The organism is Micromonospora sp. MA102 (genome assembly GCF_025460765.1).
Classification (GTDB): Bacteria; Actinomycetota; Actinomycetes; order Mycobacteriales; family Micromonosporaceae; genus Micromonospora; species Micromonospora halotolerans.
Genome location: NZ_JAMWEG010000001.1, coordinates 596,861 through 618,756, shown reverse-complemented (window position 1 = coordinate 618,756; position 21,896 = coordinate 596,861). Strand labels below are relative to the sequence as shown.

The following is a 21,896-nucleotide window of genomic DNA, read 5'->3' as shown; positions in this document are numbered from 1 at the left end:
CGGTCAGGGGGTGTCGCGGCGCTGGAACATCACCAACCCGGCGATGACCGCCGCGGCCGCGTACAGGGACAGGACGCCGAGGCCGGCCCAGGGGCCGATGTGCTCGGCGGCGAGGTCGCGCGTCGCCTGGATGCTCAGCCCGGCGTCCATGGGGGCGAACCGGTGGATGCGGTGCTGCCAGGTCGGGTCGGTGACGAACATGGCGACAACGGGCGAGCCGTAGAGCAGGGCCAGCGCCGCCGTCACCGCACCGGCGGTGTCGCGCAGGAGCAGCCCGAGCCCCGCCGCCAGCAGGGTGACGAGCCCGGTGTAGAGCACCGTGCCGATGGCCGCACGCCGGGTGAGGTCGTCGGCGAGCGACAGCGCGGGGAAGCCGTGCGCCGGGTCGAACCCGTTGCCGGGCAGCATCGTCCGGCCGGCCGCCAGCGACCCGGCGGCCAGCAGCGCCCCCGCGGTCGTCCCGAGGGCGGCCAGGGCGCCGACCTTGCCCAGCACCACCAGGAACCGGCGTGGCACGGCCGTGAGCGTCGGGTGGATCGTCCCCGTGCTGTACTCCGCCGTCACCGCCAGGACCGCGAGGACCACGATCCCGACCTGGCCGAGGCGGACGCCCCCCAGCGTGAGCTTCGTGAGGTCGGGGGCGCAGGGCGGACCGCAGTGCGCGCGGTCCAGCGACCCGGTGACCGCGAACCCGACGCCCACCGTGCCGGCGACGGTGAGCAGCGTCAGCCAGGCGGTGCTCGGCAGCGTCCTCAGCTTCGTCCACTCCGCCCGCAGGGCCCGGAGTGGCCGCCCCGCCGTCACGCGTCCCGCCGGCGCAGCTGCCACCAGGCGAGCCCGAGGGTGAGGGCGACCCACGCCGCGACCACGCCGATCCCGGCCCACGGCCCGATCAGGGCCCACGGCTCGGCGAGCGTGACCGTCGGCGGTTTCGCCCGTTGGGTGGCCATCCCGCCCGCCAGCGTGGTGTACATGAGCCATCGCGGTGAGGTGCCCGGCAGGATCATGCCGACGACCAGCGGCCCGAGCACGAGGAGGACCGTGATCGTGATCGCGGCCGCGCTGTGCCGCAGCAGCACGCCGACGGCGAGGCCGACCACGGCGACACCGGCCAGGAACGCGGCGGTCAGCAGCAGCGCCCGCAGCACCGTCGGGTCGGTGAGGGACGGCCGGGGGAAGGCCGGCGTCGTGAAGCCGCGCTCGCGCAGGGCCGGGACGGCGAGCAGGAACGAGCCGACCGCGCCCACCAGCCCCACGAGGAACGAGGTGGCGCCGAGGACGATCGCCTTCGCGGCGAGCACCCGGCCCCGGCGCGGGGTCGCGGCGAACGTCGTCCGGATCATGCCCCGCCGGTACTCCGACGTGGCGCAGAGGACTCCGATCGCGATGAGCGCCATGAGCCCGGCGATGACGCCGACCAGTGCGATCTCGACCATGTCGTCGTCCGGCGGCCGCGGGCCGACGGTGCCGGTGCCCACCACGGTGTAGCCGCCGCCGGTCTCGGTGACCTGGCCGCCGGCGCGGACGCCGCCCTTCCCGTCGAGCCGGTCCGCGCCGCCGATCGCCTCGCCGTGCCAGGTGCCCTCAGAGCTGAGCCGCACGTTGTCGAACGATGCCCGGGCGCTGGTCGGGCGCTCGCCGACGGACGAGCTGCCGCCGCCGCGCGACGTGTAGACGGCCGCCGGCGACGAGACGTAGAAGCCGATCTCGACCGTGGACGGGAGGTTCTTCGGCGTCGCCGTTCCGATCTTCTGCCACGTCGCGCCGTCGGCCGACTCGTACCCGGTGATCGCGGTGCCCGAGCGCACCAGCCGCAGCCACCGGGCCCCGCCGGCCGCGCTGCCCTTGCGGTCCGCGTCGAAGTCCCACTGCAGGTGTACGCCCCTGCCGGCGGTCAGCATCAGCGAGGCGTACGACGAGCCGGGCCGGGTGCCGTCCTTGATCATGATGCCGGCCGCGGGTTGGGCGAACGGGCTGGAATCCGCGAGCCTGGTCATCCCGTCCAGGCCCGTCGCCTCGCGCCCGAACGGTTCGGGCGCCAGCGACGCGACCCGCACGGTGAGCGTGGCGTCGCCCGTGACCTGCTGGTGCACGAAGTAGAAGTCGTCGGCGACCGGCGCACCGTGCGGCCCGCTCACGAACTCGGCGTGCTCGTTGATGTTCGTCCTGCTGCCCGACGCGGCCAGGTAGCTCAGGCCGACGGTCAACGCGGCCGCGCCGAGCAGCGTGACGACCCAGCGCCGCACCGAGCGCAGCTTGGTCCACTCGGCCAGCAGCAGGCCGGGGAAGGACTCGCGGGCGGTCACCGTACGCTCCCTTCGGCCGCCGGCGCCCCGGTCTCCGGCGCGAACTCGATGGCGCCACGCGTCAGGTCCATGTACGCCTCCTCCAGTGAGGCCCGGTGCCGGCGCAGCTCCGAGAACGGGACGGCGGCCCCGGTCAGCAGCGCCGCCACCCGGTCGCCGGCCAGGCCGTTGACGACGACGGTGTCCGGGCCGGCCACGGTGACGGTCGCGCCGCCGTTGGCCAGCACGGTCGTCGCCTCGGCCCGCTGCGTGGTGGTGACCTCGACGCGGTCCCCGGACGCCGCGGCCAGCAGCGCGGCCACGCTCGTGTCGGCGATCAGGCGGCCCCGGCCCACCGCGATCAGATGGTCGGCCGTGTCCTCCAGCTCGCTCATCAGGTGGCTGGATACCAGGACCGCCCGTCCCTCGGCGGCCAGGGACCGCATCAGGCCCCGGATCCACACGATGCCGTCCGGGTCGAGGCCGTTGACCGGCTCGTCGAACATCAGCACCGGCGGGTCGCCGAGCAGGGCGGCGGCGATGCCCAGCCGCTGCCGCATGCCCAGCGAGAAGCCCCCGGTCCTCCGGCGGGCGGCCGAGGCCAGGCCCACCTGGTCGAGCACCTCGGCGACCCGGCGCCGGCCGATGCCGTTGCTGTGGGCCAGCCAGAGCAGGTGGTCGCGGGCGCGCCGGCCGGGGTGCAGAGCCGAGGCGTCGAGGAGCGCGCCGACCTGGGTCAGCGGCGTCCGCAGCGACCGGTAGGGGCGGCCGTTGACCAGGGCCTCGCCCCCGTCCGGCGCGTCGAGTCCGAGGATCAGCCGCATGGTCGTCGACTTTCCGGCCCCGTTCGGCCCGACGAATCCGGTCACCTCGCCGGCCCGGACGGTGAACGACAGCCCGTCCACCGCGACGGCGGTGCGGTAGCGCTTGTGGAGCGCGCGTACCTCGATCGTGGGTTCCATGGCAGGGACGTTAGGCGGCGGTGGCCGCCCGGCGCGTCACGGCGCGGAGGGGTCTTCGGCCGGTGCCCGCCTCCCTCGTGCGGGGGAGGCCGGGTCCCCGCCGGGGGGACGACACCGGGGTCGCGGCCGGTGAGAATGGCGGGCGTGAAGGGGATCGGGCCGGCCTCGGCCACGGCCGCCCTCGGCGCCGTGGCGGTGATCGAGGCGATGGCGGGCGCGTACCACCGCCGGCCGGCCGCGATCGCGGTTCTCCTCGCGCTCGCCGTGGTCGCCCCCGTCGCCCTGGTCCGGCTCTGGCCCGCGACGGCGGCCGTCCTGTCCGCCGCGGCGACGCTCTCCGGCCTGATGATCTCCTATCCGGTCACCGTCGCGGGGGCCACCGCGCTGGCGGTGCTCTACGGGATCGCCGGCCACCGGCGTCCACTGAGCACGGCCGGCGCCCTGGTCCTGCCCCTTGCCGCGTACGCGGCCGCGCCGCTGTCCGGCGACCGGCCGGGCGGGCGGTCCGTGGCCCTGCTCCTGCTGGCCGTCGCGGCGGTGGCGGCGGCCACGGGGGCGGCGGTGCGGCTGCGGGACGAGCGGCGTCGCCACCGGGCCGACGAGCAGTCGTCGGCGGTGACGCTGATGGAGTACGCGGCCCGCGGCGAACGGGCCCGCATCGCCCGGGAACTCCACGACGTGGTGGCGCACCACATCACCATGATCGCCCTGCAGGCCGAGGCGGCCCGCCTCGCGACGCCGGGCCTGCCCCCGGAGGGGGCGCGGCGGCTGACCGCCATCGGGGACACCGCGCGGGTCGCGCTGACGGAGATGCGGCGTCTGCTGGGCGTGCTCCGGGAGGACGTGGACGCCGAGCCGACCCGCCGCCCCCAACCCGGGCTCCGCGAGCTCAACGCCCTCCTCGACGAGGTACGCGACGCGGCCGTGGGCAGTGGCGTACGCCTGATCGTGAGCGGCGCCGTCGAGCCCCTCGATCCCGGCGTCGAGCTGACGGCGTACCGCATCGTGCAGGAGGCGCTGACGAACGCCCGCCGCCACGCCCCCGGCGCGGCCGTCGACGTCGAGCTGCACTACCGCGGCGACGACCTCAGCGTGCGGGTCTACGACAACGGCCCCGGCCCCGCCCCGGCCGGTGACCGCGGGCACGGGCTGGCCGGGATGCGGGAACGGGCGGCCATGGTCGGTGGCCAGGTCACGGCCGGCGCGGCACCGGGCGCCGGGTTCCTCGTCGAGGCCGTCCTGCCGACGAAGGGAGCCGCGCCGTGACCGCCACCCGGATCGTCGTGGTCGACGACCAGGACGTCGTGCGCGCCGCCTTCGAGGTCCTGCTGGCGACCCAGCCCGACTTCACGGTCGTCGGTTCGGCCGCCGACGGCGGGCAGGCCGTGCGGATCTGCCGGCAGGTGCGCCCCGACGTGGTGCTCATGGACATCCGGATGCCGGGGATGGACGGCATCGAGGCCACCCGGCGGTTGCTCGCCGACCCGGAGCCGCCCCGGGTGCTGATGCTGACGACGTTCGACCTCGACGAGCACGTGTACGACGCGCTCGGCGCCGGCGCGAGCGGTTTCCTCCTGAAGGACGCGACCGCCGAGCGGCTGTTCGACGCCGTCCGGGTCGTCGCCGCGGGCGAGGCGCTGCTCGCCCCGACGGTGACGCGGCGACTCGTCGCCGAGTTCGTCCGGATGCGGGTACGCCGCCGGGAGCCGGACGCGGCGCTGCGCACGCTCACCGCCCGGGAGACCGAGGTGCTGCGGCTGATCGCCGAGGGACTGTCGAACCCGGAGATCGCCGCCCGGCTGGTCGTGGGGGAGGAGACGGTGAAGTCCCACGTCAGCCGGGTGCTGGCCAAGCTCGGCCTGCGCGACCGCACCCAGGCCGTCGTGGTGGCGTACGAGTCCGGCCTGGTCGTCCCCGGGGACCGGTGACCGCGCCCGGACCCCGTGTGATCGAGATTTCCTTGACCAGTCAAGCATAGGAGATATGTTTGACCGGTCAAGGAAATGAGGTGCAGGCATGCGTGACGACGATCCCGCCGCGGCGGGCGTCGCCCCGGCCGCGACGACGACGCTGTCGTCCCGGCCGCGGGTGGCCGTGCTGGGCGCCGGGCACACCGGACCGGTGATCGCCCGGGTGGCGATGGCCGCCGGGTATCCGGTGACGATCGCGGCCTCCGGCGACCCCGCGAACATCGCCCTGATCGCCGGCGTGCTGGCTCCCGGCGCCGAGGCGCGCTGGGCGGCCGACGCCGTCGCGGACGCCGGGATCGTCGTGCTGGCGATACCGCTGCACCGGTTCCCGGACCTCGATCCCGCCCTGCTCGCCGGCCGGCTCGTCGTCGACACGATGAACTACTGGCCGCCCGTCGACGGCGTCCAGGAGATGTTCGACCACCCGGCGCACGGCAGCAGCGAGATCGTCCAGCGGCGGCTCGCCCGGTCGACGGTCGTGAAGACGTTGAACCACATCGGCTACCACGAGCTGGAGGACGACCGCCGCCCGCCGGGAGCGCCGGACCGCCGCGCGCTCGGCGTCGCCGGGGACGACCCCGCCGCCGTGCGGACCGTGGCCGACCTCGTCGAACGCGTCGGCTACGACGCCGTCCCGCTGGACGGCCTGCGCGCCGGCCGCCTGCTCCAACCCGGCGGCCCGGTCTTCGGCGTGTCCCTGGGCCGGACCGAGTTCACGCGGGCGCTCGCCCGCACCGACCACACAGACAGAGGCTCATCGTGACCACAGCACCGTCGGATCCGGTACGCCCGGCCGCCTTTCCCCTCGTGCTCGGCCTGGACACCTTCGGCGACGTCACCCACGACGCCGACGACCGGCCGCTCTCGCACGCCAGCACGATCCGCGACATCGTCGAGCAGGGCGTCCTCGCGGACCAGGTCGGCGTGGACTTCTTCGGCATCGGGGAGCACCACACCGACGACTTTCCGCTCTCCGCCGCCGACGTGGTGCTGGGCGCGATCGCGGCCCGTACCAGCCGGATCCGGCTCGGCTCGGCCGTCACGGTGCTCAGCTCCGACGACCCGGTACGGGTCTTCCAGCGCTACTCCACCCTCGACGCGGTCTCCGGCGGCCGGGCCGAGGTGATCCTCGGCCGCGGGTCCAGCATCGACTCGTTCCCGCTGTTCGGCTACGACCTGGCCGACTACGAGCGGCTCTTCGAGGAGAAGGCGCAGCTCTTCGCCGAGCTGCGCAAGGGTGGACCGGTGACCTGGAAGGGCACCGTGCGGGCGCCGCTGCACGAGCAGGACGTCGTGCCGCACACCGAGTCGGGACCCTTCCCGGCCTGGATCGGCGTGGGCGGCAACCCGCAGTCGGTGATCCGGGCCGCCCGGTACGACTACGGCCTGATGCTCGCGGTCATCGGCGGGTCGCCGGCCCGCTTCGCCCCCTTCACCCGGCTGTTCCACCAGGCGCTCACCCAGCTCGGCAAGGATCCCCTGCCGATCGGCGTGCACTCGCCCGGGCACGTCGCGGCGACCGACGAGCAGGCCCGCGAGGAGTTCTTCCCCCGCTACCAGGAGGTGATCGGCCGGGTGGCCCGGACCCGCGGCTTCGCCGTACCGACCCGGGAGTCCTTCCTGCGCGAGGTCGGGCCGCACGGCGCGCTGTACGTCGGGTCGCCCGAGACCGTCGCCCGGAAGATCGCCGCGAACCTCGTCGTGCTCGGCGCGAACCGCTTCGAGATGAAGTACGGCATGGGTGGGCTGTCGCACGAGGCCCTGATGACCGGCATCGAGCTGTACGGCACGCGGGTCGTCCCGCGCGTCCGGGAGCTGCTGAGCTGACCGGCGCACGGTCCGGGTCGCCGGGGTGGCCGCGTGAGGATTCAGTCGGCGGTTCCGACGCGCTGGAACGCGCGGGCCAGTTGGACGAGGTCGATGCCCTCGAAGTGGTCGAGGAACCGCCGCCGCACGCTGGCCAGGTGACTCGGCCAGGAGTCCTGGAGCCGGGCGAGACCGGCGTCGGTGAGGACGGCGTTCCACCCGCGCGCGTCCTCGGGGCACTTGACCCGCTCGACCAGGCCCTGCGTCTCCAGCCGGCCGATGGTGCGGGTCATCCCGCTCAGGGAGAGCTGGCACGCCGCGGCGAGTTCACTCATCCGCATCCGCCGGTCGGGTGTCTCGGAGAGGTGCATGAGCGCCGTGTACTCGGTGAGGGGCAGCTGGCGGTCGCCGACCATGTCGGCGTCGATGGCGCGGGGCAGCACGTGCATGATCCGGCCCAGCGAGCGGACCAGCGCTTCCTCCTCGGCGTCGAGGGGGCGCGGGGACTTCGGTGCGGCGGCGGACATGTCCCCATCCTACTTGCTTGACCGAGCAATGACATGCCGGAACGGTGACGACCGCCACGGCCCAAGAGATTGCTTGACGAAGCAACAAACGGCTAGCTTTTCCTTGACCAGGCAAGTACTTCGGAAGGGCCTCACGACATGACCAGGATCGGAATCATCCTCGGCAGCACCCGCCCGGGTCGCAACGGCGAGGCGGTCGCCCGCTGGGTGTTCGACGTCGCCAAGCAGCGCGGCGACGCGGAGTTCGAGCTCGTCGACCTGCTCGACCACCAGCTGCCGCACCTGGACGAGGCGTACCCGCCGGCGATGGGCCAGTACACCCAGCCGCACACGCTGCGCTGGGCCAGCACCATCGCGTCGTTCGACGGGTTCGTGATGGTCACCCCGGAGTACAACCACTCCACCTCGGGTGCCCTGAAGAACGCCATCGACTTCCTCTACGCCGAGTGGAACAACAAGGCCGTCGGGTTCGTCAGCTACGGCTCCGCGGGCGGCACCCGGGCCGTGGAACACCTGCGGCTGATCGCCGGCGAGCTGCAGATGGCCGACGTGCGCTCCCAGGTGGCGCTGTCGCTGTTCACCGACTTCGAGAACTTCAGCGTCTTCAAGCCCAGCCAGTTCCAGCACGACGCGCTCACCACCACCCTCGACCAGGTCGTGGCCTGGAGCACGGCGCTGGCCCCGCTGCGCAACCGCTGAACACCCTCCGACCGGCGACGGCCGCGGGCATCGTCCGCGGCCGTCACCGTACCCGTCGTGGCCGCCGCCGGCCGGGCCGCGTCGCGACCCGTGCCTCCCTCAGGACTGCTGACGCGGCGGCACGAATTCGGGAGCCGGCTGCGGGGACTTGCCGCTGACCTGGGTGATGATCTCGGCGGCCACGTCCCGCAGCTTGCGGTTGCGGTGCTGCGACGCCTTCCGGAGCAGGGCGAACGCCTCCGCCGCGGTGCACCGCTGCTGACCCATGACCACCCCGAGGGCCTGGTCGATGACGCTGCGGGAGACCATCGCGTCGTTGAGCTGCCGATGCAGGAGGGCCTGGTCGGCCTGACGGAGGATGACGCTCAGCGCCGCCGACCCCTGGTCCGTGAACGCCAGGGCCTGCCGCCGCGCCCGCTCGGTGAACGCGTGCGGCTCGGTGGCGTAGAGGTTCAACGCGCCGACGACCTCGCCGTCGACCGTCACGGGCAGCGACAGCGAGCTGGCCACGCCGAGGCGGAGCGCGTGTTCCCGGTAGTCGCACCAGCGGTCGTCCGTACGCAGGTCGAGCACCTCCACGACCTGCCCCTGGCGGAGGGCCTCGAGACAGGGGCCCTCGTCCGCCCCGTACTGGATCTCGTCGCCCTGCGCGGCGAGGTCGCCGCTGCTCGCGACGGTGAACGCGCCGCCGTCCCGACGCATCGTCAACCCGCAGCCCACGGCGGGAGCGACGACCTCCGTCGCGACCCGGACCAGCTGGTCCAGGAACACGTCGACGTGCGGCGAATCGGCGAGCAGCGTCAACAGCCGGCCGTAGGCCGACGCCAGATGCCGGTCAGCAGCATCAGACGGCACCGCTACCTCCTGAACTTCCGTGCCGGCTCCCTGCGGAGCCGTGACCACTGCCTTCCTTTGTCGGGGAGCAAACATTTCCCCGATCGGCAGGGTGCCAATCGGGCGGGACGCGGCTAGGGTCGAGGTGGGTTCGGACATGAGCCCAGGACCAGTGCCCGGTCGCCGACGAGCGAGCCGGGCATCAACCCGGTCCGCCACCCTCACGCGAGGAGCAGCTCATGTCCGTCCATCACGCGCAGCACCCGGCGGCGCCGCAGATCACCCGCCGGGCGACCCTGTCCCTGGCGCTGGCCCGGGAAGGCCCGGCGGTCGTGGTGGAGGTCGGTGGCCCGGTCGACATGGCAACCGTCGACCCGCTCGTCCGCCTCGTCGACCGGCTGCTGTCCGGCCATGCGCCCCCGGTGCTGGTTCTCGACCTGAGCGCGGTGACCTTCTTCTGCGCGGCCGGTGTCAACGCGCTGCTGACGATCCGCGCGCGGGCCGGCTCGGCCGGGTGCACCCTGGTGCTGCGCAGGCCCTCGCGGATCACCGTGGCGGTCCTCGCCATCGTCGGCCTCACGGACGAATTCACCACCGAGTGACCCTGCCCTTCCCTCCACAGCTGTCGCGCACGGTGGCGGTCACCTCGGACCCCCACCGGCGGGCAGATCGCAGGTACCCGAGGTGGATCAACCTGAAACGGCGGGACACCCGTGAGTCGGGCCACCGGAGGTTGCCTTCGCCGGTGCCCTGGGGACCGGTGGATCGAGCTCGTCGACGGCCCGGCCCATCCGGGTGACGGCCTCGGTGAGGATCTCCGGGGAGGTGGCGAAGTTGAGGCGTACGAAGCCGGCGCCGCCGGTGCCGAACACGTGGCCCGAGCTGAGGGCGACCCGCGCCCGGTCGAGGAACATCTTCGCCGGCCCCGCGACGTCGCTGGCCACCCCGGGCCCGCCGGGCGGCTGCTCGGTGGCGAGGCCCAGCGCCGTGCAGTCCAGCCAGGCGAGGTAGGTCCCCTCGGGACGGTGGTGGGTGACCGCCGGGAGGTGCTTGGCGAGCAGGTTCTCCAGCAGGGCGCGGTTGGCGTCGAGGCCGTCGAGGAGAAGGTCGAGCCACGGCCCGCCGGCACGGAACGCGGCGGTGTGCGCGAGGACGCCCAGGTGGCTGGGACCGTGGCCGACCTCCTCCGGCATGCGGCGCAGGTCGGCGGCGGCCCGTGGCCCGGCGACCGCGAGCGCCGCCTTGAGGCCGGCGAGGTTCCACGCCTTGGAGGCGGAGGTCAGGGCGAAGGCGTCCTCGGCGCCGGCCACCGTGAGGTACGGGGTGAAGCGCGCCCCGGGAAGCACCAGCGGAGCGTGGATCTCGTCGGAGACCACCCGCACGCCGTGCCGGCCGGCCAGGTCCGCCACGGCGTCGAGTTCGTCCCGGCAGTGCACCACACCGGTCGGGTTGTGCGGGTTGCACAGCAGGAACGCGGGCCGGGGGCCGAGGGTCCGGGCCCGCCGGAACGCCTCGTCCAGGGCGGCGCGGTCCATCCGCAGGTCGGGTCCGAGCGGAGCCTCGACCACCTGCCGGCCGGCGTGGCTCACGAAGGCGTAGAACGGCGGGTAGACGGGGGAGCAGACCACCACGGCGTCGCCGGGGTCGGTGACCAGCCGGAGCACCTCGACGATGCCCATCATCACGTCGGGCACGACGGTGGTGTGGTCGACGCGGAAGCCGTGCCAGCCCCAGCGCTCGGCGGCGAACTCCCCGAGCGCCTCGGCGTACGCCGTCCCGTGCGGGTAACCGGTGTCACCGAGGTCGATCACCCGGCGCAGCGCGTCGGCCACCGGGGGAGCGAGGGGCACGTCCTGCTCGGCGACCCAGAGGGGAAGCACGTCCGGCGGGTGCATCCGCCACTTCACGCTGCTGCGCTCCCGGAGCTCGTCGAGGGTGAGCACGGTGAGTGGATTCCCGGCGGCGGCGGCGGCGGAGGGGGTGGGGCCTGCCATGCCCACCACCCTAGGCCGTGGGCCCCCCGGTGTCGTTCCGCTGCCGCGCGGCGGCCTGGCGCCGCAGCTCGTGCCGGGCCAGGGCGTTGCGGTGCACCTCGTCGGGGCCGTCGGCGAACCGCAGGGTGCGGATGCCGGCGTACGCCCGGGCCAGCGGGAAGTCCTGGGACAGGCCGGCGGCGCCGTACACCTGGATCGCCTTGTCCAGGATCCACTGCACGGTCGCCGGGGTGGCGATCTTGATGGCCTGGATCTCGGTGTGCGCGCCCTTGTTGCCGACCGTGTCCATCAGCCAGGCCGTCTTGAGCACCAGCAGGCGCAGCTGCTCGATGCGCACCCGCGACTCGGCGATCCACTCCCGGACCACGCCCTGCTCGGCCAGCGGCCGGCCGAACGCGACCCGCTGCTCAGCCCGGGCGCACATCAGCTCGACGGCCCGCTCGGCCAGGCCGATGGAGCGCATGCAGTGGTGGATGCGGCCGGGGCCCAGCCGGGCCTGCGCGATCGCGAAGCCGTCGCCCTCGCCGCCGATCAGGTTCTCCACCGGTACGCGCACGTCGTGGAACACCAGCTCGGCGTGCCCGCCGTGGTCGTGGTCGTCGTACCCGAACACCTCCATGCCGCGGACGATCTCCAGGCCGGGGGTGTCCCGCGGGACCAGCACCATGGACTGCTGGCGGTGCCGCTCGGCGGACTGGTCGGTCTTGCCCATGACGATGAAGATCCGGGCGTTCGGGTTCATGGCGCCGGTGATCCACCACTTCCGGCCGTTGATCACGTAGTGGTCGCCGTCCCGCTCGATCCGGGTGGCGATGTTCGTGGCGTCCGACGAGGCCACGTCGGGCTCGGTCATGGCGAACGACGACCGGATCGCACCGTCGAGCAGCGGCTCCAGCCACCGCTCGCGCTGCTCGCCGGTGCCGAACATCGCCAGCACCTCCATGTTGCCGGTGTCCGGGGCGGCGCAGTTCAGCACGGCGGGCGCCAGGTGGCTGCGCCCGGTGATCTCCGCGAGCGGGGCGTACTGGAGGTTGGTCAGGCCGGCGCCGTGCTCGCCCGGCAGGAACAGGTTCCACAGGCCACGCTTGCGGGCATCGGTGCGCAGCTGCGCGAGCACGGGCACCGAGTCCCAGGCCCAGGGGTCGCCGAGCTGACCGAGCTGCTCGTGGAAGACCGCCTCGGCCGGGTGGATCTGGCGGTCCATGAAGTCCAGGAGATTGTCGCGCAGCCCCTCGGTCCGCGGGTCCAGCGAGAAGTCCATCAGTGCTCCTTCAGGTAGGTCAGGCCGGTGTCGAGGAGGAGCTCGGTGACCTCGCCGAGCTGCGCGAAGCCGGCGCCGACGGTCTGGCCACGCAGGTGGCGGAAGTGGATGCCCTCGAGGATCGCGGCCAGCTTGAAGGCCGCCAGGCCGAGGTGGAAACCGAGGGACGGAAGGGCCCGGCCGCTCGCCGCCGCGTACCGTCCGAGGATCTCGTCCTCGGTCAGGAAGCCGGGCGCGGAGGACGCCTCGGCCACCGCCGTCCCGACGAGCCGGCCGAGACGCTGGTAGAGCACCAGCAGCGCCAGGTCGGTGAGCGGGTCGCCGAGCGTGGCCATCTCCCAGTCGATGACCGCGGCGAGGCGGTCGCGGTCGTCGACGAGCACGTTGTCGAGGCGGTAGTCGCCGTGCACGATGCCCGGCGCCGAATCGGCCGGCACGCCGGACGCCAGGCGGGCGTACAGCTCGTCGGCGGCCGGCAGGTCCCGGCTGCGCGACGCGTCGAGCTGCTTCCGCCACCGCCGCACCTGCCGGCCCAGGAATCCGTCGGGCCGGCCGAAGTCGGCCAACCCCACGGCCGCCGGGTCGACCGCGTGCAGGGTGGCCAGCGTGTCGACCAGGCGGGCGGCGATGTCCCGGGTGCGTTCCGGGCCGAGCGGCTCCAGCTCGGCCGCGTGCCGGTACGCCGTGCCGGCGATTCGCTCCATGACGTAGAACGGCGCGCCCAGCACGCCGGCGTCCGGGCAGAGCGCGTACGTCGCCGGCACCGGCACGTCGGTGGCGCGCAGCGCCGACATGACCCGGTACTCCCGGGCCATGTCGTGCGCGGTCGACAGCACGTGCCCCAGCGGGGGCCGCCGCACGATCCACGCCGACCGCCCGTCGCCGACCTCGTAGGTGAGGTTGGACTTCCCGCCGGTGACCAGCCGGGCGGTCGACAGCCGCGCCGCCCCCGGCACCTCGGCCGCGAACCAGTCGCCGAGCCGGGCCAGGTCGAGGCCGGGCGGGTCCTGCGGGGCCGGACCGGTCACGGGACCAGGATGCTGACGGTCTCGACGACGCAGGCCGGCTTCGCGGCGCCGGCCACCTCGACGGTCACCTTCGCGGTCAGCTGGTAGCCACCGCCGCCGGGCACCAGCGACAGCAGCTCCACGCCGGCCCGCACCTCCGAGTCGACGGGAACCGGGGCGGGGAAGCGGAGCTTGTTGGCGCCGTAGTTCACGCCCATGCTCAACCCCTCCACCCGGTAGACCTGCCAGACCAGCATGGGCACCAGCGACAGCGTCAGGTAGCCGTGGGCGATCGTGCCGCCGAACGGGCTGCGCGCCGCCCGCACCGGGTCGACGTGGATCCACTGGTGGTCGCCGGTGGCCTCGGCGAACGCGTCGATCTGCTGCTGCGTGATCCGGTGCCAGCCGGAGTGCCCGAGGTGGGTGCCTACCGCCCCCTCCAGCTCCTCGATGCCCTGGAAGACCTTCATCGTCGCCGCCTCCTCTCAGGCCTTCGGCCCGCCGGCCACGTACAGCACCTGGCCCGACACGAAGCCGGCCGCCTCGCTCACGAAGAACGACACGGCGTGCGCGATGTCCTCCGGCGTGCCGGTGCGGGCGACCGGGATCTGCGCCGCGGCGGCCTGCTTGAACTCCTCGAACGGCACGCCGAGCCGGGCCGCGGTGGCGGCGGTCATCTCGGTCTCGATGAACCCCGGGGCGATCGCGTTGGCCGTCACCCCGAACTTCCCGAGTTCAAGCGCGAGGGTCTTCGTGAAGCCCTGCAGCCCCGCCTTCGCGGCCGCGTAGTTGGCCTGACCCCGGTTGCCCAGGGCGGAGGTGCTGGACAGGTTGACGATCCGCCCCCAACCGGCCCTGGTCATGTGGCCCTGCACGGCGCGGGTCATGAGGAACGAGCCCCGCAGGTGCACGTTCACCACCGCGTCCCAGTCGTCGGCGGTCATCTTGAACAGCAGGTTGTCCCGGGTGATGCCGGCGTTGTTGACCAGGACGGTGGGCTCGCCCAGCTCGCCGGCGATCCGGTCCACGGCCGCCCGCACCGCCCCCTCGTCGGCGACGTCGGCGCCGACGGCCAGGGCCCGGCCGCCCGCGGTCCGGATCTCGTCGGCGACCGGCTCGCCGGCCGCCTCGTCCAGGTCGACGACGGCGACGGCGAAGCCGTCGCGGGCCAGTCGCCTCGCGACCCCGGCCCCGATGCCACGGGCCGCTCCGGTGACGACGGCGGTGCGGGTGATGGTCATGGCGGTCAACTCCTCGCTGGGTACGGACGGGACAGGTCGGCGCCGAAAACGGTCACGGGACGTACACCACCCGGCCGACGGTGGAGCCGTCGGCCAGCCGCTGCACCCCGTCGGCCACCTCGGCGAGCGGGAGGCGCTCACTGACCAGGGGCCTTACGGCGCCCTGGGTCGCCAGCTCGGTGAGGGCACGGTGGCACTCGACGACGGCGGCTGGGTCGTGGCGCTGGTAGAGACCCCAGTGCAGGCCGACGATCGAGTAGTTCTTCACCAGCGCGTGGTTGAGCGCGGCGGACTGGATCCGGCCACCGGCGAAGCCGACCACGAGGATCCGGCCCTCGAAGGCGACACACTTCGTCGAACGCTGGTAGGTGTCCCCGCCGACCGGGTCGTAGACGACGTCGGCGCCCCGGCCGCCGGTCTCGGCCTTGACCACCGCGACGAAGTCCTCGGCGCGCCGGTCCACCACCACGTCGGCGCCGAGGGCGCGGGCCACCTCCGCCTTCTCCGGGCCGCCCACCACCCCGATGACGCGGGCGCCGGCCGCCTTGCCGAGCTGGACCGCCGCGCTGCCGACGCCGCCGGCCGCGGCGTGTACCAGCAGCGTCTCGCCGGCGCGCAGCCCGGCCCGCCGGTGCAGGCCGAACCAGCCGGTCTGGTAGCCGATGTAGAGGGCCGCCGCTTCGGCGTCGTCGAGCGCCGCCGGCGCGGGGAACGTGCTCGCGGCGTCCAGCAGCGCGTACTCGGCGAACCCGCCGTGCGGCAGCGTCGCGCCGCCGAGCACCCGGTCGCCGACGGCGAACCCGGTCAGCCCGGCGCCGAGGGCGACGACCTCGCCGCACAGCTCGACCCCCGGGGTGAACGGCAGTTCCGGCTTGACCTGGTATTCACCGCGGCACATCAGGACGTCGGGGAAGTTCGCCGGGCTGGCCAGCACCCGGACCACGAGCTGCCCCGGGCCCGGGGCCGGGTCCGCCACGTCGACGAGCCGCAGCACGTCGACCGGCTCGCCGAGCGCGGTCACCCGCCATGCCTTCATCGGAGGCCTCCCTGGTCCTCGATCTGCCGCTGGAGCTTGTTCATGCCGTCGAGCCAGCGGTCGGTGTCGGTGGCGCGGTGCCGGTAGTAGTCGGCCACCCGGGGGTGCGGCAGGACCAGGAACCGGTCGTCGTGCAGGGCCTGCCACGTCGCCTCGGCCACGTCCTCGGGGGTGAGCGCGCCGTCTCGGCTGATCAGCTCCCGCAGCGGTCCGCTGTTGTCGAGCATCCGGGTCCGTACGCCCTGGGGGCAGATGGCCTGCACCACGACCCCGCGATGCCGGTAGGTCGCCGACAGCCACTCGGCGAAGGCGACGCAGGCGTGTTTGCTGACCGCGTACGCCGGGTTCCCGAGCGTCGTGAGCAGCCCGGCCGCGGACGCGGTCACCACGAAGCGGCCCGCGCCGCGCTCGACCCAGCCGGGGATCAGCAGTCGCGCGGCGCGTACGTGGGCCATGACGTTCACCTCGTGGCTGGCCGCCCACTCGGCCTCGGCGGCGTCCAGCCCGCGCCCGCGGTCGATCCCGGCGTTGCCGAACCAGGCGTCGATGTGGCCCAGGTGGCCCCGGGCGGTCTCGACCAGCGCGGCGACGCCCTGCTCCCCGGCGGCGTCGCCGGGAGCCGCGAAGCCGCCGACCGCCTCGGCCACCCGCAGGGCCGCCTCGGCGTCGAGGTCGTTGACCACGACCCGCGCGCCCCCGGCGGCGAGCCGGGCGGCCAGCGCGCGGCCGATGCCGTGCCCGGCGCCGGTGACGACGACGCCCCGGTCCCGCACCGGCATCAGACACCTCCGGTGAGGGTGAGGCCGCCGTCGAGGACGAGCAGCTGGCCGGTGATCCAGGCGGCGTCCTCGGAGAGCAGGAACGCGACGGCGCCGCCGACGTCGGTGGGGACGCCGAGCCGCCGGAGCGGGTACGCGGCCGCCACCTCCTCCTCGCGGCCCTCGTACAGGGCGGTGGCGAACCGCGTCTTCACCACGGCCGGGGCGACCGCGTTCACCCGGATGTCGGGGCCCAGCTCGACGGCGAGCTGCTGGGTGAGGTGGGTGAGCATCGCCTTGCTGGCGCCGTAGAAGCCGATGCCGGCCGCCGGCCGGACGCCGGCCACCGAGGAGACGTTGACGACCGCGCCGCCGTGCTCGCCCATCCACGCCCGGTGGACCTGCTGCACCCAGGACAGCGCGGCGAGGCAGTTCACCTCGAAGACCTTGCGGGCGGCGGCCAGGTCCAGGTCGACAAGCGGCCCGTACGCCGGGTTGATGCCGGTGTTGTTGACCAGGAGGTCCGCGCCGCCGAAGGCGTCGACCGCCCGGGCCACCACCGCGGCCTGGTGGTCGGGGTCGTCGGCGTGGCCGGCGACGCCGACCGCCTGCCCGGCGCCCAGCCGGGCGACCGCCTCGTCCAACGCCGCCTGCTTGCGGCCCGTGATCACCACCCGGGCGCCCTCGGCGACCAGCCGCTCGGCGACGGCCAGGCCGATGCCGCGGCTGGCACCGGTGACGATCGCCGTGCGGCCGGCGAATCTGCTCGACGGGGCCTCCGACACGGCCACCTCCTCCGACTTACTAAGCGCTTGCTTAGAATGTGTCTGAGGGAGTGTGCGACAGCCCGACGGGCCTCGTCAACAGGTCCCCCCGGCCGGGCCTCGTCAACAGGTCCACCCCGGCCGATTTGTGGTATCAATGCCGGCCGAGGCTCAGGAGGGGAAGGACGGACGTGGTGACCGACAGCGCCGAGCAGTCCCGCGCCGACGTGACGCGCGCCCGGCTGCTGGACGCGGCCGTCAGCGCGTTCGCCGAGCGGGGCTTCCACGGCACGACCACCCGGGACATCGCGGCGGCGGCCGGGCTGAGCCCCGCCGCGCTCTACGTGCACCACCGGTCCAAGGAGGAGCTGCTCTACCTGATCTCGCGGTCGGGGCACGAGCACGTGCTGCGGCTGGTGCGGGAGGCGGTCGCCTCGTCCGCCGACCCGGCCACGGCGCTACGGCGGGTGGTCCACGACTTCGTCGTGACGCACGCCCGCGACCACACCACCACCCGGGTGGTGAACTATGAGCTGGCCGCCCTCAGCCCCGCGCACCTGGCCGAGATCCGCGAGATCCGCCACCACATCGAGCAGGCGATCCGGCAGCTCGTGGAGGCGGGCGTCACGGCCGGGGTGTTCGAGACCCCGGACCCCCGGATGGCGGCCGCCGCGCTGCTGTCCCTCGGCGTCGACGTGGGCCGGTGGTACCGGGACGGCGGCGACCTGGTGCCCGAGTACATCGCCGCCCGGTACGCCGAGATGGCGCTGCGCATCGTCGGCGCCCGCTGACCGACCTCACCAGACGCAGGATCGGGGCAGGAACGCCCAGGCGATCCCGGCGGCGAACCGGTTCCCGCGCCACTTCGCCATGATCCACTGGCGATCCCTGGTGACGTAGCGGATGTCGATCTGCGCACCGGCCGGAGCCGTGCCGAGCGGGTGGACGGCGACGGCGGGACCCGACCCGTACGCCGCGGCGGCGCCGATGTTGCCGTACGCGGCGCAGGCCGTGCGGGCGGTGGTGGCCTTGAGCCCGCCGCCCTTGTTCTCGCTCCACACGCCATAGGGGCTGCACAGCGGGTCGACGCCGTTGGCCGTGCAGAACACCTGCTCGGAATGCCACCAGCGCAGCTGGTCGGGGGTGCCGTCGGCGTTGCTGGAGCCGCTCACGGTGGGACCGCCGGCGCAGCTCGAGGACGAGAATCCGCTGCGCTCGATGGCGAACTTGCGCGTGCCGTAGGCGTAGGCGCACCCGTCGAAGCTGCCGCCGGCGAAGCCCCACGGCCACCGGGTGATGCCCTCGGTGTTGCCGGCGCTGGCGTCGCCGGTGTCGCGGATGTCCATGTGGTCGAAGCTGGACTTGACGGTGCCGTCGGCGAACACGAAGTCGCGGGCGAACAGGTAGCCGACCATCGGGCCGTTGGCCTTGTAGCTCAGCAGCACCCAGCCCGGTCCCATGCCGGTCTGCGCCCAGGAGTCCTCGGCCGCCGTCTGCACCCGGTTGACGCCGTATCCCCAGGCGGCCGCGGGGGACGGGGCGACCAGGGCGGTCACCGCGAGGGCGGCGGCCAGCGCCGTCACGATCCGGGTCACGCCACGCCACCGAGCCATCGTCACTCCTCGATCCGGTTGGCGAAAATCTACAGCGTTGTAGCGGGCCGTGGCAATCTGCTACGTTGCCCGCACCTCCAGCGAGGGAGTTGAATATGCGAATGTCTGCCAAGGCGGCTGCGGCCGTGACGGCGCTGGGCGTCGTGCTGGCGGCGCCTCCCGCCGCCCAGGCCTACGTGGTGCCACGCCACGCCGTCACCATCTGCCAGAGCGCCAGCTTCTACGACAACTACGACTCGGCCTCGGGCCCCTACGGCCTCAAACGGGTGCTGGAGTACGGCAACAAGATCGGTCACACACCCGGTGCCCACCCGGTCTACAACGGCTGGGCGGCGACGTTCGACTTCGGCCCCAACGACTGGGGCTACCTGCGCATCGAGTGCATCGGAGGGTACGACTCATGGTGACCTCGTCCTCCCGGTCCAGGCGGCTGGCCCGCCTGGGGGTCGCCGCCGCGACGGCCGTCGCGCTGCTGGCGGTGTCGTCGCCGGCGCTGGCCGCGAACGGCACCATCGGCGTGCGCGAGACCGTGTGCGCCGAGTCGTTGTTCGTCCGCACCGAACCGCTGGGCGCCTGGATGGGCACCCTGTACGCCGGGCAGACCTTCCAGGTGAAGGGGCCCAGGAGCGGCGGCTACATCTACGGCTTCGCCTACGGCCACGTCAACCGCAACGGCTGGGTGCAGGACGGCTGGTTCTGCTGACCCGCGGCTCCGGTCAGCCCACCTTGGGCGCGGCGCGGGCGATGATCGCGGCGAAGTCGACACCGCCGGGCAGGGTGCCGAACGCCTGGCCGTGGTCACCGCCGAGGCGGGAGGCGCAGAAGGCGTCGGCGACGGCCGGGTGGCCGTGCCGCACCAGCAGCGCGCCCTGCAGGACCAGGGCGAGCCGCTCGACGACCCGGCGGGCCCGCAGTTCGAGGTCGTCGTGGTTGGACAGGTCGGCCTGCACCCGGCGCAGCGCGGCGTCCAGCCGCGGGTCCGCGCCGGCGGCAGCGGTCACCTCGACCCGGAACGCCTCCACGACCTCGGGTTCCTTCGCGACCGCGCGCAGCACGTCCAGCGCGGCCACGTTGCCGGAGCCCTCCCAGATCGAGTTCAGCGGCGACTCGCGGAACAGCCGCGGCATGCCCGACTCCTCGACGTAGCCGTTGCCGCCCAGGCATTCCAGGGCCTCGGCGGCGTGCGCCGGCCAGCGCTTGCACACCCAGTACTTGCCCACGGCGAGGGCGAGCCGCTTGAAGGCCGTCTCCCCGGCGTCGCCGCGCGCCGACCGGTCGGTGGCGCCGGCGAGCCGCATCATGAGGACGGTGGCGGCCTCCGACTCGACCGCCAGGTCGGCGAGCACGTTGCGCATGAGCGGCTGGTCGACCAGGTAGCGGCCGAAGGTGCGCCGGTGGGTGGCGTGGTGGACGGCCGTGATCAGCCCCTGGCGCATCCCGGCCGCCGCGCCGATCACGCAGTCGAGGCGGGTCAGGTTGACCATGTCGATGATGGTGCGCACCCCGCGGCCCTCGTCGCCGACGCGCCAGGCGACGGCGTGCTCGTACTCGATCTCCGCGGAGGCGTTGGACCGGTTGCCGAGCTTGTCCTTGAGGCGCATGAGCCGCATCGGGTTGCGCGTGCCGTCCGGCAGGACGCGCGGGACCAGGAAGCAGGTGAGCCCGCCCGGCGCCTGGGCGAGGGTGAGGAAGACGTCGCACATCGGCGCCGACGTGAACCACTTGTGCCCGACGAGCCGGTAGGCGCCGTCCGGGTCGGGGTGGGCGACGGTGGTGTTGGCGCGCACGTCCGACCCGCCCTGCTTCTCCGTCATCGACATGCCGGCCAGCAGGCCCCGCTTGGCGAGCGGCGGGCGCAGCCCGAAGTCGTACGCCGTCGCGGTGAGCAGCGGCTCGTACCGCGCGGCCAGGTCCGGGCTGTGCCGCAGGGCGGGCACGGCCGCGTAGGTCATCGAGATGGGGCAGCCGTGGCCGGCGTCGGGTCGCCACACGTAGAACTTGGCCGCCCGGGCCACGTGGGCGCCCGGCCGTTCGTCGGCCCACGGCGCGGCGTGCAGGCCGTGGCCGACGGCCGTGCGCATCAGCTCGTGCCAGGCCGGGTGGAACTCCACCTCGTCGATCCGGTGGCCGTGGCGGTCGTGGGTGCGCAGGACCGGCGGGTGCTCGTTCGCCAGCCGCCCGTGCTCGATCGCCGGCGCCGAGCCGCCGAGCCGGCCGAGCTCGTGCACCTCGGCGGCGGCCCAGCCGGCGCCCTCCCGGTCCAGCCCGTCGAGCAGTGCCGGGTCGTCCGCCGCGTCGTGGCCGGCCAGCGGGGGAACCTGGTTGAACACCTCGTGTGTCGTCACGGCGATACTCCCAGCGCGCGGTGGATGAACCGGATCAGGTCGGGGATGGTGCCCGGGCCGGCGACCCCGGCGGCCAGCGGGCCGACCATGGCCTCGGCCAGGGCGCCGACCAGCGCGGTCGCGGTCAACTCGGGGTCCTGGGCGGGCAGTTCGCCGCTCGCCACGCCCGCCGCCACGTGACCGGCGATCAGGTCGGCGTAGGCGCGGCGGAAGGTGAGCCGCTCGGCGTCGACCGCCGGGTCGACCGGCTCGGCGAGCAGCGCGTACGCCAGCCGGGGGGACTGCAGGGCGCGGCCGGCGAACGTCTCGACGACGGCCGACATCCGCGCGGCGACGGTGGCCCGCTGCGCCGCGGCGCGCGCCACGGCGTCCACCTCGCGCTGCGAGGCGGTGCGGAACACCTCGGCGAAGAGGTCGGCCTTGGTGGGGAAGTGCCGGTAGACGGTGCCCGTCGCGACGCCGGCCCGCTCGGCGACGGCCGCGACCGAGCAGCCCGCGTAGCCGTGGCCGGCCATGATCGCCAGCGCGGCCGAGATGATCCGCTGCCGGGAGGCGCTCAGCCGGGCCTTCACCCGCTCGGTGCTCCGGTACGCCACGGGAAGAAGTGAACCACCGTTCAATCCTTGTGCGCAAGGTCCGTCCGGTTGCGTCCCGGGTGCCGGGATCACTCGGCGGAATCGGTCACAGCTTGGGTGCGGTCGCCCGTCATGATCTTGGTGCGACTCCACCGATCGGGTACCGTCCCCTGTCACACCGTCGTGCACCAGCCCTGGCTGGCTGTCATACCAGGGTCG

General features: G+C 73.8%; 25 protein-coding genes. 9 read left to right on the top strand and 16 right to left on the bottom strand.

Features of this window, described 5'->3' with window-relative positions:
* Nucleotides 1-3: 3 nt before the first annotated feature.
* Genes NFX44_RS03015 through NFX44_RS03005 form a run of 3 tightly spaced genes read right to left on the bottom strand, consistent with a single transcriptional unit; the run spans nt 4 to nt 3,247 of the window.
* Nucleotides 4-804, bottom strand: a complete 801-nt coding sequence (locus tag NFX44_RS03015) for an ABC transporter permease (protein WP_262281917.1) — start codon at nt 802-804, stop codon at nt 4-6.
* Nucleotides 801-2,306, bottom strand: a complete 1,506-nt coding sequence (locus NFX44_RS03010) for a DUF1349 domain-containing protein (protein ID WP_262281916.1) — start codon at nt 2,304-2,306, stop codon at nt 801-803. Before NFX44_RS03010 ends, NFX44_RS03015 begins: the two co-directional genes overlap by 4 nt.
* Nucleotides 2,303-3,247 carry an ATP-binding cassette domain-containing protein gene (locus NFX44_RS03005; protein WP_262281915.1) on the bottom strand — a complete coding sequence of 315 codons (945 nt, stop codon included), beginning with the start codon at nt 3,245-3,247 and terminating at the stop codon, nt 2,303-2,305. The genes NFX44_RS03010 and NFX44_RS03005 overlap by 4 nt, the downstream gene beginning before the upstream one ends.
* A gap of 135 nt (nt 3,248-3,382) precedes the next feature.
* Here NFX44_RS03005 and NFX44_RS03000 point away from each other — a divergent pair, with 135 nt between their 5' ends.
* From NFX44_RS03000 to NFX44_RS02985, 4 genes are all read left to right on the top strand, one after another.
* A complete protein-coding gene (locus NFX44_RS03000) occupies nt 3,383-4,513 on the top strand; it encodes a sensor histidine kinase (RefSeq protein WP_262282003.1) in 1,131 nt (376 codons plus the stop codon).
* Nucleotides 4,510-5,175: a response regulator transcription factor gene (locus NFX44_RS02995; RefSeq protein ID WP_262281914.1), complete on the top strand. Its 666-nt coding sequence runs from the start codon at nt 4,510-4,512 to the stop codon at nt 5,173-5,175. Before NFX44_RS03000 ends, NFX44_RS02995 begins: the two co-directional genes overlap by 4 nt.
* A gap of 88 nt (nt 5,176-5,263) precedes the next feature.
* Nucleotides 5,264-5,980 (top strand): NADPH-dependent F420 reductase, encoded by a 717-nt coding sequence (locus NFX44_RS02990; protein WP_262281913.1) that lies wholly within the window; start codon nt 5,264-5,266, stop codon nt 5,978-5,980.
* Nucleotides 5,977-7,044: an LLM class flavin-dependent oxidoreductase gene (locus tag NFX44_RS02985; protein WP_262281912.1), complete on the top strand. Its 1,068-nt coding sequence runs from the start codon at nt 5,977-5,979 to the stop codon at nt 7,042-7,044. The genes NFX44_RS02990 and NFX44_RS02985 overlap by 4 nt, the downstream gene beginning before the upstream one ends.
* Nucleotides 7,045-7,085: 41 nt before the next feature.
* On the opposite strand, the gene NFX44_RS02980 is transcribed toward NFX44_RS02985, so the two are convergent.
* On the bottom strand, nt 7,086-7,550 hold the full coding sequence (locus tag NFX44_RS02980) for a MarR family winged helix-turn-helix transcriptional regulator (protein ID WP_262281911.1): 465 nt from the start codon (nt 7,548-7,550) through the stop codon (nt 7,086-7,088).
* 138 nt (nt 7,551-7,688) lie between these two features.
* On the opposite strand from NFX44_RS02980, the gene NFX44_RS02975 reads away from it, so the two are divergent.
* On the top strand, nt 7,689-8,249 hold the full coding sequence (locus NFX44_RS02975; RefSeq protein ID WP_262281910.1) for an NADPH-dependent FMN reductase: 561 nt from the start codon (nt 7,689-7,691) through the stop codon (nt 8,247-8,249).
* Between the two features lie 99 nt (nt 8,250-8,348).
* Here the strand turns inward: NFX44_RS02975 and NFX44_RS02970 are convergent, their stop codons facing one another.
* Nucleotides 8,349-9,104: a GAF and ANTAR domain-containing protein gene (locus tag NFX44_RS02970; protein WP_262281909.1), complete on the bottom strand. Its 756-nt coding sequence runs from the start codon at nt 9,102-9,104 to the stop codon at nt 8,349-8,351.
* Between the two features lie 218 nt (nt 9,105-9,322).
* Between NFX44_RS02970 and NFX44_RS02965 the strand changes: the two genes are divergently transcribed.
* Nucleotides 9,323-9,685 (top strand): STAS domain-containing protein, encoded by a 363-nt coding sequence (locus NFX44_RS02965; protein WP_262281908.1) that lies wholly within the window; start codon nt 9,323-9,325, stop codon nt 9,683-9,685.
* Nucleotides 9,686-9,772: 87 nt separating this feature from the next.
* Here NFX44_RS02965 and NFX44_RS02960 read toward each other — a convergent pair whose 3' ends face one another.
* Genes NFX44_RS02960 through NFX44_RS02925 form a run of 8 tightly spaced genes read right to left on the bottom strand, consistent with a single transcriptional unit; the run spans nt 9,773 to nt 17,165 of the window.
* A complete protein-coding gene (locus NFX44_RS02960; protein ID WP_262281907.1) occupies nt 9,773-11,077 on the bottom strand; it encodes a MalY/PatB family protein in 1,305 nt (434 codons plus the stop codon).
* 10 nt (nt 11,078-11,087) lie between these two features.
* The gene (locus tag NFX44_RS02955; RefSeq protein ID WP_262281906.1) at nt 11,088-12,338 is read right to left on the bottom strand and encodes an acyl-CoA dehydrogenase family protein; all 1,251 of its coding nucleotides are present in this window, start codon (nt 12,336-12,338) and stop codon (nt 11,088-11,090) included.
* Entirely contained in the window at nt 12,338-13,366 is a 1,029-nt protein-coding gene (locus NFX44_RS02950; RefSeq protein WP_262281905.1) for a phosphotransferase family protein, read from the bottom strand. Before NFX44_RS02950 ends, NFX44_RS02955 begins: the two co-directional genes overlap by 1 nt.
* A complete protein-coding gene (locus NFX44_RS02945; RefSeq protein ID WP_262281904.1) occupies nt 13,363-13,815 on the bottom strand; it encodes a MaoC family dehydratase in 453 nt (150 codons plus the stop codon). The genes NFX44_RS02950 and NFX44_RS02945 overlap by 4 nt, the downstream gene beginning before the upstream one ends.
* Nucleotides 13,816-13,830: 15 nt before the next feature.
* Entirely contained in the window at nt 13,831-14,586 is a 756-nt protein-coding gene (fabG, locus tag NFX44_RS02940) for a 3-oxoacyl-ACP reductase FabG (RefSeq protein WP_262281903.1), read from the bottom strand.
* 52 nt (nt 14,587-14,638) lie between these two features.
* Complete coding sequence (locus NFX44_RS02935; protein WP_262281902.1) at nt 14,639-15,622, bottom strand: NADPH:quinone oxidoreductase family protein; 984 nt, start codon at nt 15,620-15,622, stop codon at nt 14,639-14,641.
* Complete coding sequence (locus NFX44_RS02930; RefSeq protein WP_262281901.1) at nt 15,619-16,401, bottom strand: SDR family oxidoreductase; 783 nt, start codon at nt 16,399-16,401, stop codon at nt 15,619-15,621. The genes NFX44_RS02935 and NFX44_RS02930 overlap by 4 nt, the downstream gene beginning before the upstream one ends.
* Nucleotides 16,401-17,165, bottom strand: a complete 765-nt coding sequence (locus tag NFX44_RS02925) for an SDR family oxidoreductase (RefSeq protein ID WP_262281900.1) — start codon at nt 17,163-17,165, stop codon at nt 16,401-16,403. The genes NFX44_RS02930 and NFX44_RS02925 overlap by 1 nt, the downstream gene beginning before the upstream one ends.
* Nucleotides 17,166-17,338: 173 nt before the next feature.
* Between NFX44_RS02925 and NFX44_RS02920 the strand changes: the two genes are divergently transcribed.
* Complete coding sequence (locus NFX44_RS02920; RefSeq protein WP_262281899.1) at nt 17,339-17,935, top strand: TetR family transcriptional regulator; 597 nt, start codon at nt 17,339-17,341, stop codon at nt 17,933-17,935.
* A gap of 6 nt (nt 17,936-17,941) precedes the next feature.
* Here NFX44_RS02920 and NFX44_RS02915 read toward each other — a convergent pair whose 3' ends face one another.
* Nucleotides 17,942-18,757 carry a hypothetical protein gene (locus tag NFX44_RS02915; RefSeq protein WP_262281898.1) on the bottom strand — a complete coding sequence of 272 codons (816 nt, stop codon included), beginning with the start codon at nt 18,755-18,757 and terminating at the stop codon, nt 17,942-17,944.
* A gap of 95 nt (nt 18,758-18,852) precedes the next feature.
* Here NFX44_RS02915 and NFX44_RS02910 point away from each other — a divergent pair, with 95 nt between their 5' ends.
* Nucleotides 18,853-19,164, top strand: coding sequence for a hypothetical protein (locus tag NFX44_RS02910; protein ID WP_262281897.1), 312 nt, complete (start codon nt 18,853-18,855; stop codon nt 19,162-19,164).
* Nucleotides 19,158-19,460 (top strand): hypothetical protein, encoded by a 303-nt coding sequence (locus NFX44_RS02905; RefSeq protein WP_262281896.1) that lies wholly within the window; start codon nt 19,158-19,160, stop codon nt 19,458-19,460. Before NFX44_RS02910 ends, NFX44_RS02905 begins: the two co-directional genes overlap by 7 nt.
* 13 nt (nt 19,461-19,473) lie before the next feature.
* On the opposite strand, the gene NFX44_RS02900 is transcribed toward NFX44_RS02905, so the two are convergent.
* Nucleotides 19,474-21,102, bottom strand: a complete 1,629-nt coding sequence (locus NFX44_RS02900; RefSeq protein WP_262281895.1) for an isovaleryl-CoA dehydrogenase — start codon at nt 21,100-21,102, stop codon at nt 19,474-19,476.
* Complete coding sequence (locus NFX44_RS02895) at nt 21,099-21,698, bottom strand: TetR/AcrR family transcriptional regulator (RefSeq protein ID WP_262281894.1); 600 nt, start codon at nt 21,696-21,698, stop codon at nt 21,099-21,101. The genes NFX44_RS02900 and NFX44_RS02895 overlap by 4 nt, the downstream gene beginning before the upstream one ends.
* Between the last annotated feature and the right edge of the window lie 198 nt (nt 21,699-21,896).

Excerpts from the sequence above, each read along its gene's own strand:
- NFX44_RS03005 (WP_262281915.1), bottom strand. The coding sequence starts at position 3,247 with ATGGAACCCACGATCGAGGTACGCGCGCTCCACAAGCGCTACCGCACC.
- NFX44_RS03000 (WP_262282003.1), top strand. The coding sequence starts at position 3,383 with ATGGCGGGCGTGAAGGGGATCGGGCCGGCCTCGGCCACGGCCGCCCTC.
- NFX44_RS02990 (WP_262281913.1), top strand. The coding sequence starts at position 5,264 with ATGCGTGACGACGATCCCGCCGCGGCGGGCGTCGCCCCGGCCGCGACG.
- NFX44_RS02980 (WP_262281911.1), bottom strand. The coding sequence starts at position 7,550 with ATGTCCGCCGCCGCACCGAAGTCCCCGCGCCCCCTCGACGCCGAGGAG.
- NFX44_RS02975 (WP_262281910.1), top strand. The coding sequence starts at position 7,689 with ATGACCAGGATCGGAATCATCCTCGGCAGCACCCGCCCGGGTCGCAAC.
- NFX44_RS02965 (WP_262281908.1), top strand. The coding sequence starts at position 9,323 with ATGTCCGTCCATCACGCGCAGCACCCGGCGGCGCCGCAGATCACCCGC.
- NFX44_RS02960 (WP_262281907.1), bottom strand. The coding sequence starts at position 11,077 with ATGGCAGGCCCCACCCCCTCCGCCGCCGCCGCCGCCGGGAATCCACTC.
- NFX44_RS02955 (WP_262281906.1), bottom strand. The coding sequence starts at position 12,338 with ATGGACTTCTCGCTGGACCCGCGGACCGAGGGGCTGCGCGACAATCTC.
- NFX44_RS02945 (WP_262281904.1), bottom strand. The coding sequence starts at position 13,815 with ATGAAGGTCTTCCAGGGCATCGAGGAGCTGGAGGGGGCGGTAGGCACC.
- fabG (WP_262281903.1), bottom strand. The coding sequence starts at position 14,586 with ATGACCATCACCCGCACCGCCGTCGTCACCGGAGCGGCCCGTGGCATC.
- NFX44_RS02935 (WP_262281902.1), bottom strand. The coding sequence starts at position 15,622 with ATGAAGGCATGGCGGGTGACCGCGCTCGGCGAGCCGGTCGACGTGCTG.
- NFX44_RS02930 (WP_262281901.1), bottom strand. The coding sequence starts at position 16,401 with ATGCCGGTGCGGGACCGGGGCGTCGTCGTCACCGGCGCCGGGCACGGC.
- NFX44_RS02915 (WP_262281898.1), bottom strand. The coding sequence starts at position 18,757 with ATGGCTCGGTGGCGTGGCGTGACCCGGATCGTGACGGCGCTGGCCGCC.
- NFX44_RS02910 (WP_262281897.1), top strand. The coding sequence starts at position 18,853 with ATGCGAATGTCTGCCAAGGCGGCTGCGGCCGTGACGGCGCTGGGCGTC.
- NFX44_RS02905 (WP_262281896.1), top strand. The coding sequence starts at position 19,158 with ATGGTGACCTCGTCCTCCCGGTCCAGGCGGCTGGCCCGCCTGGGGGTC.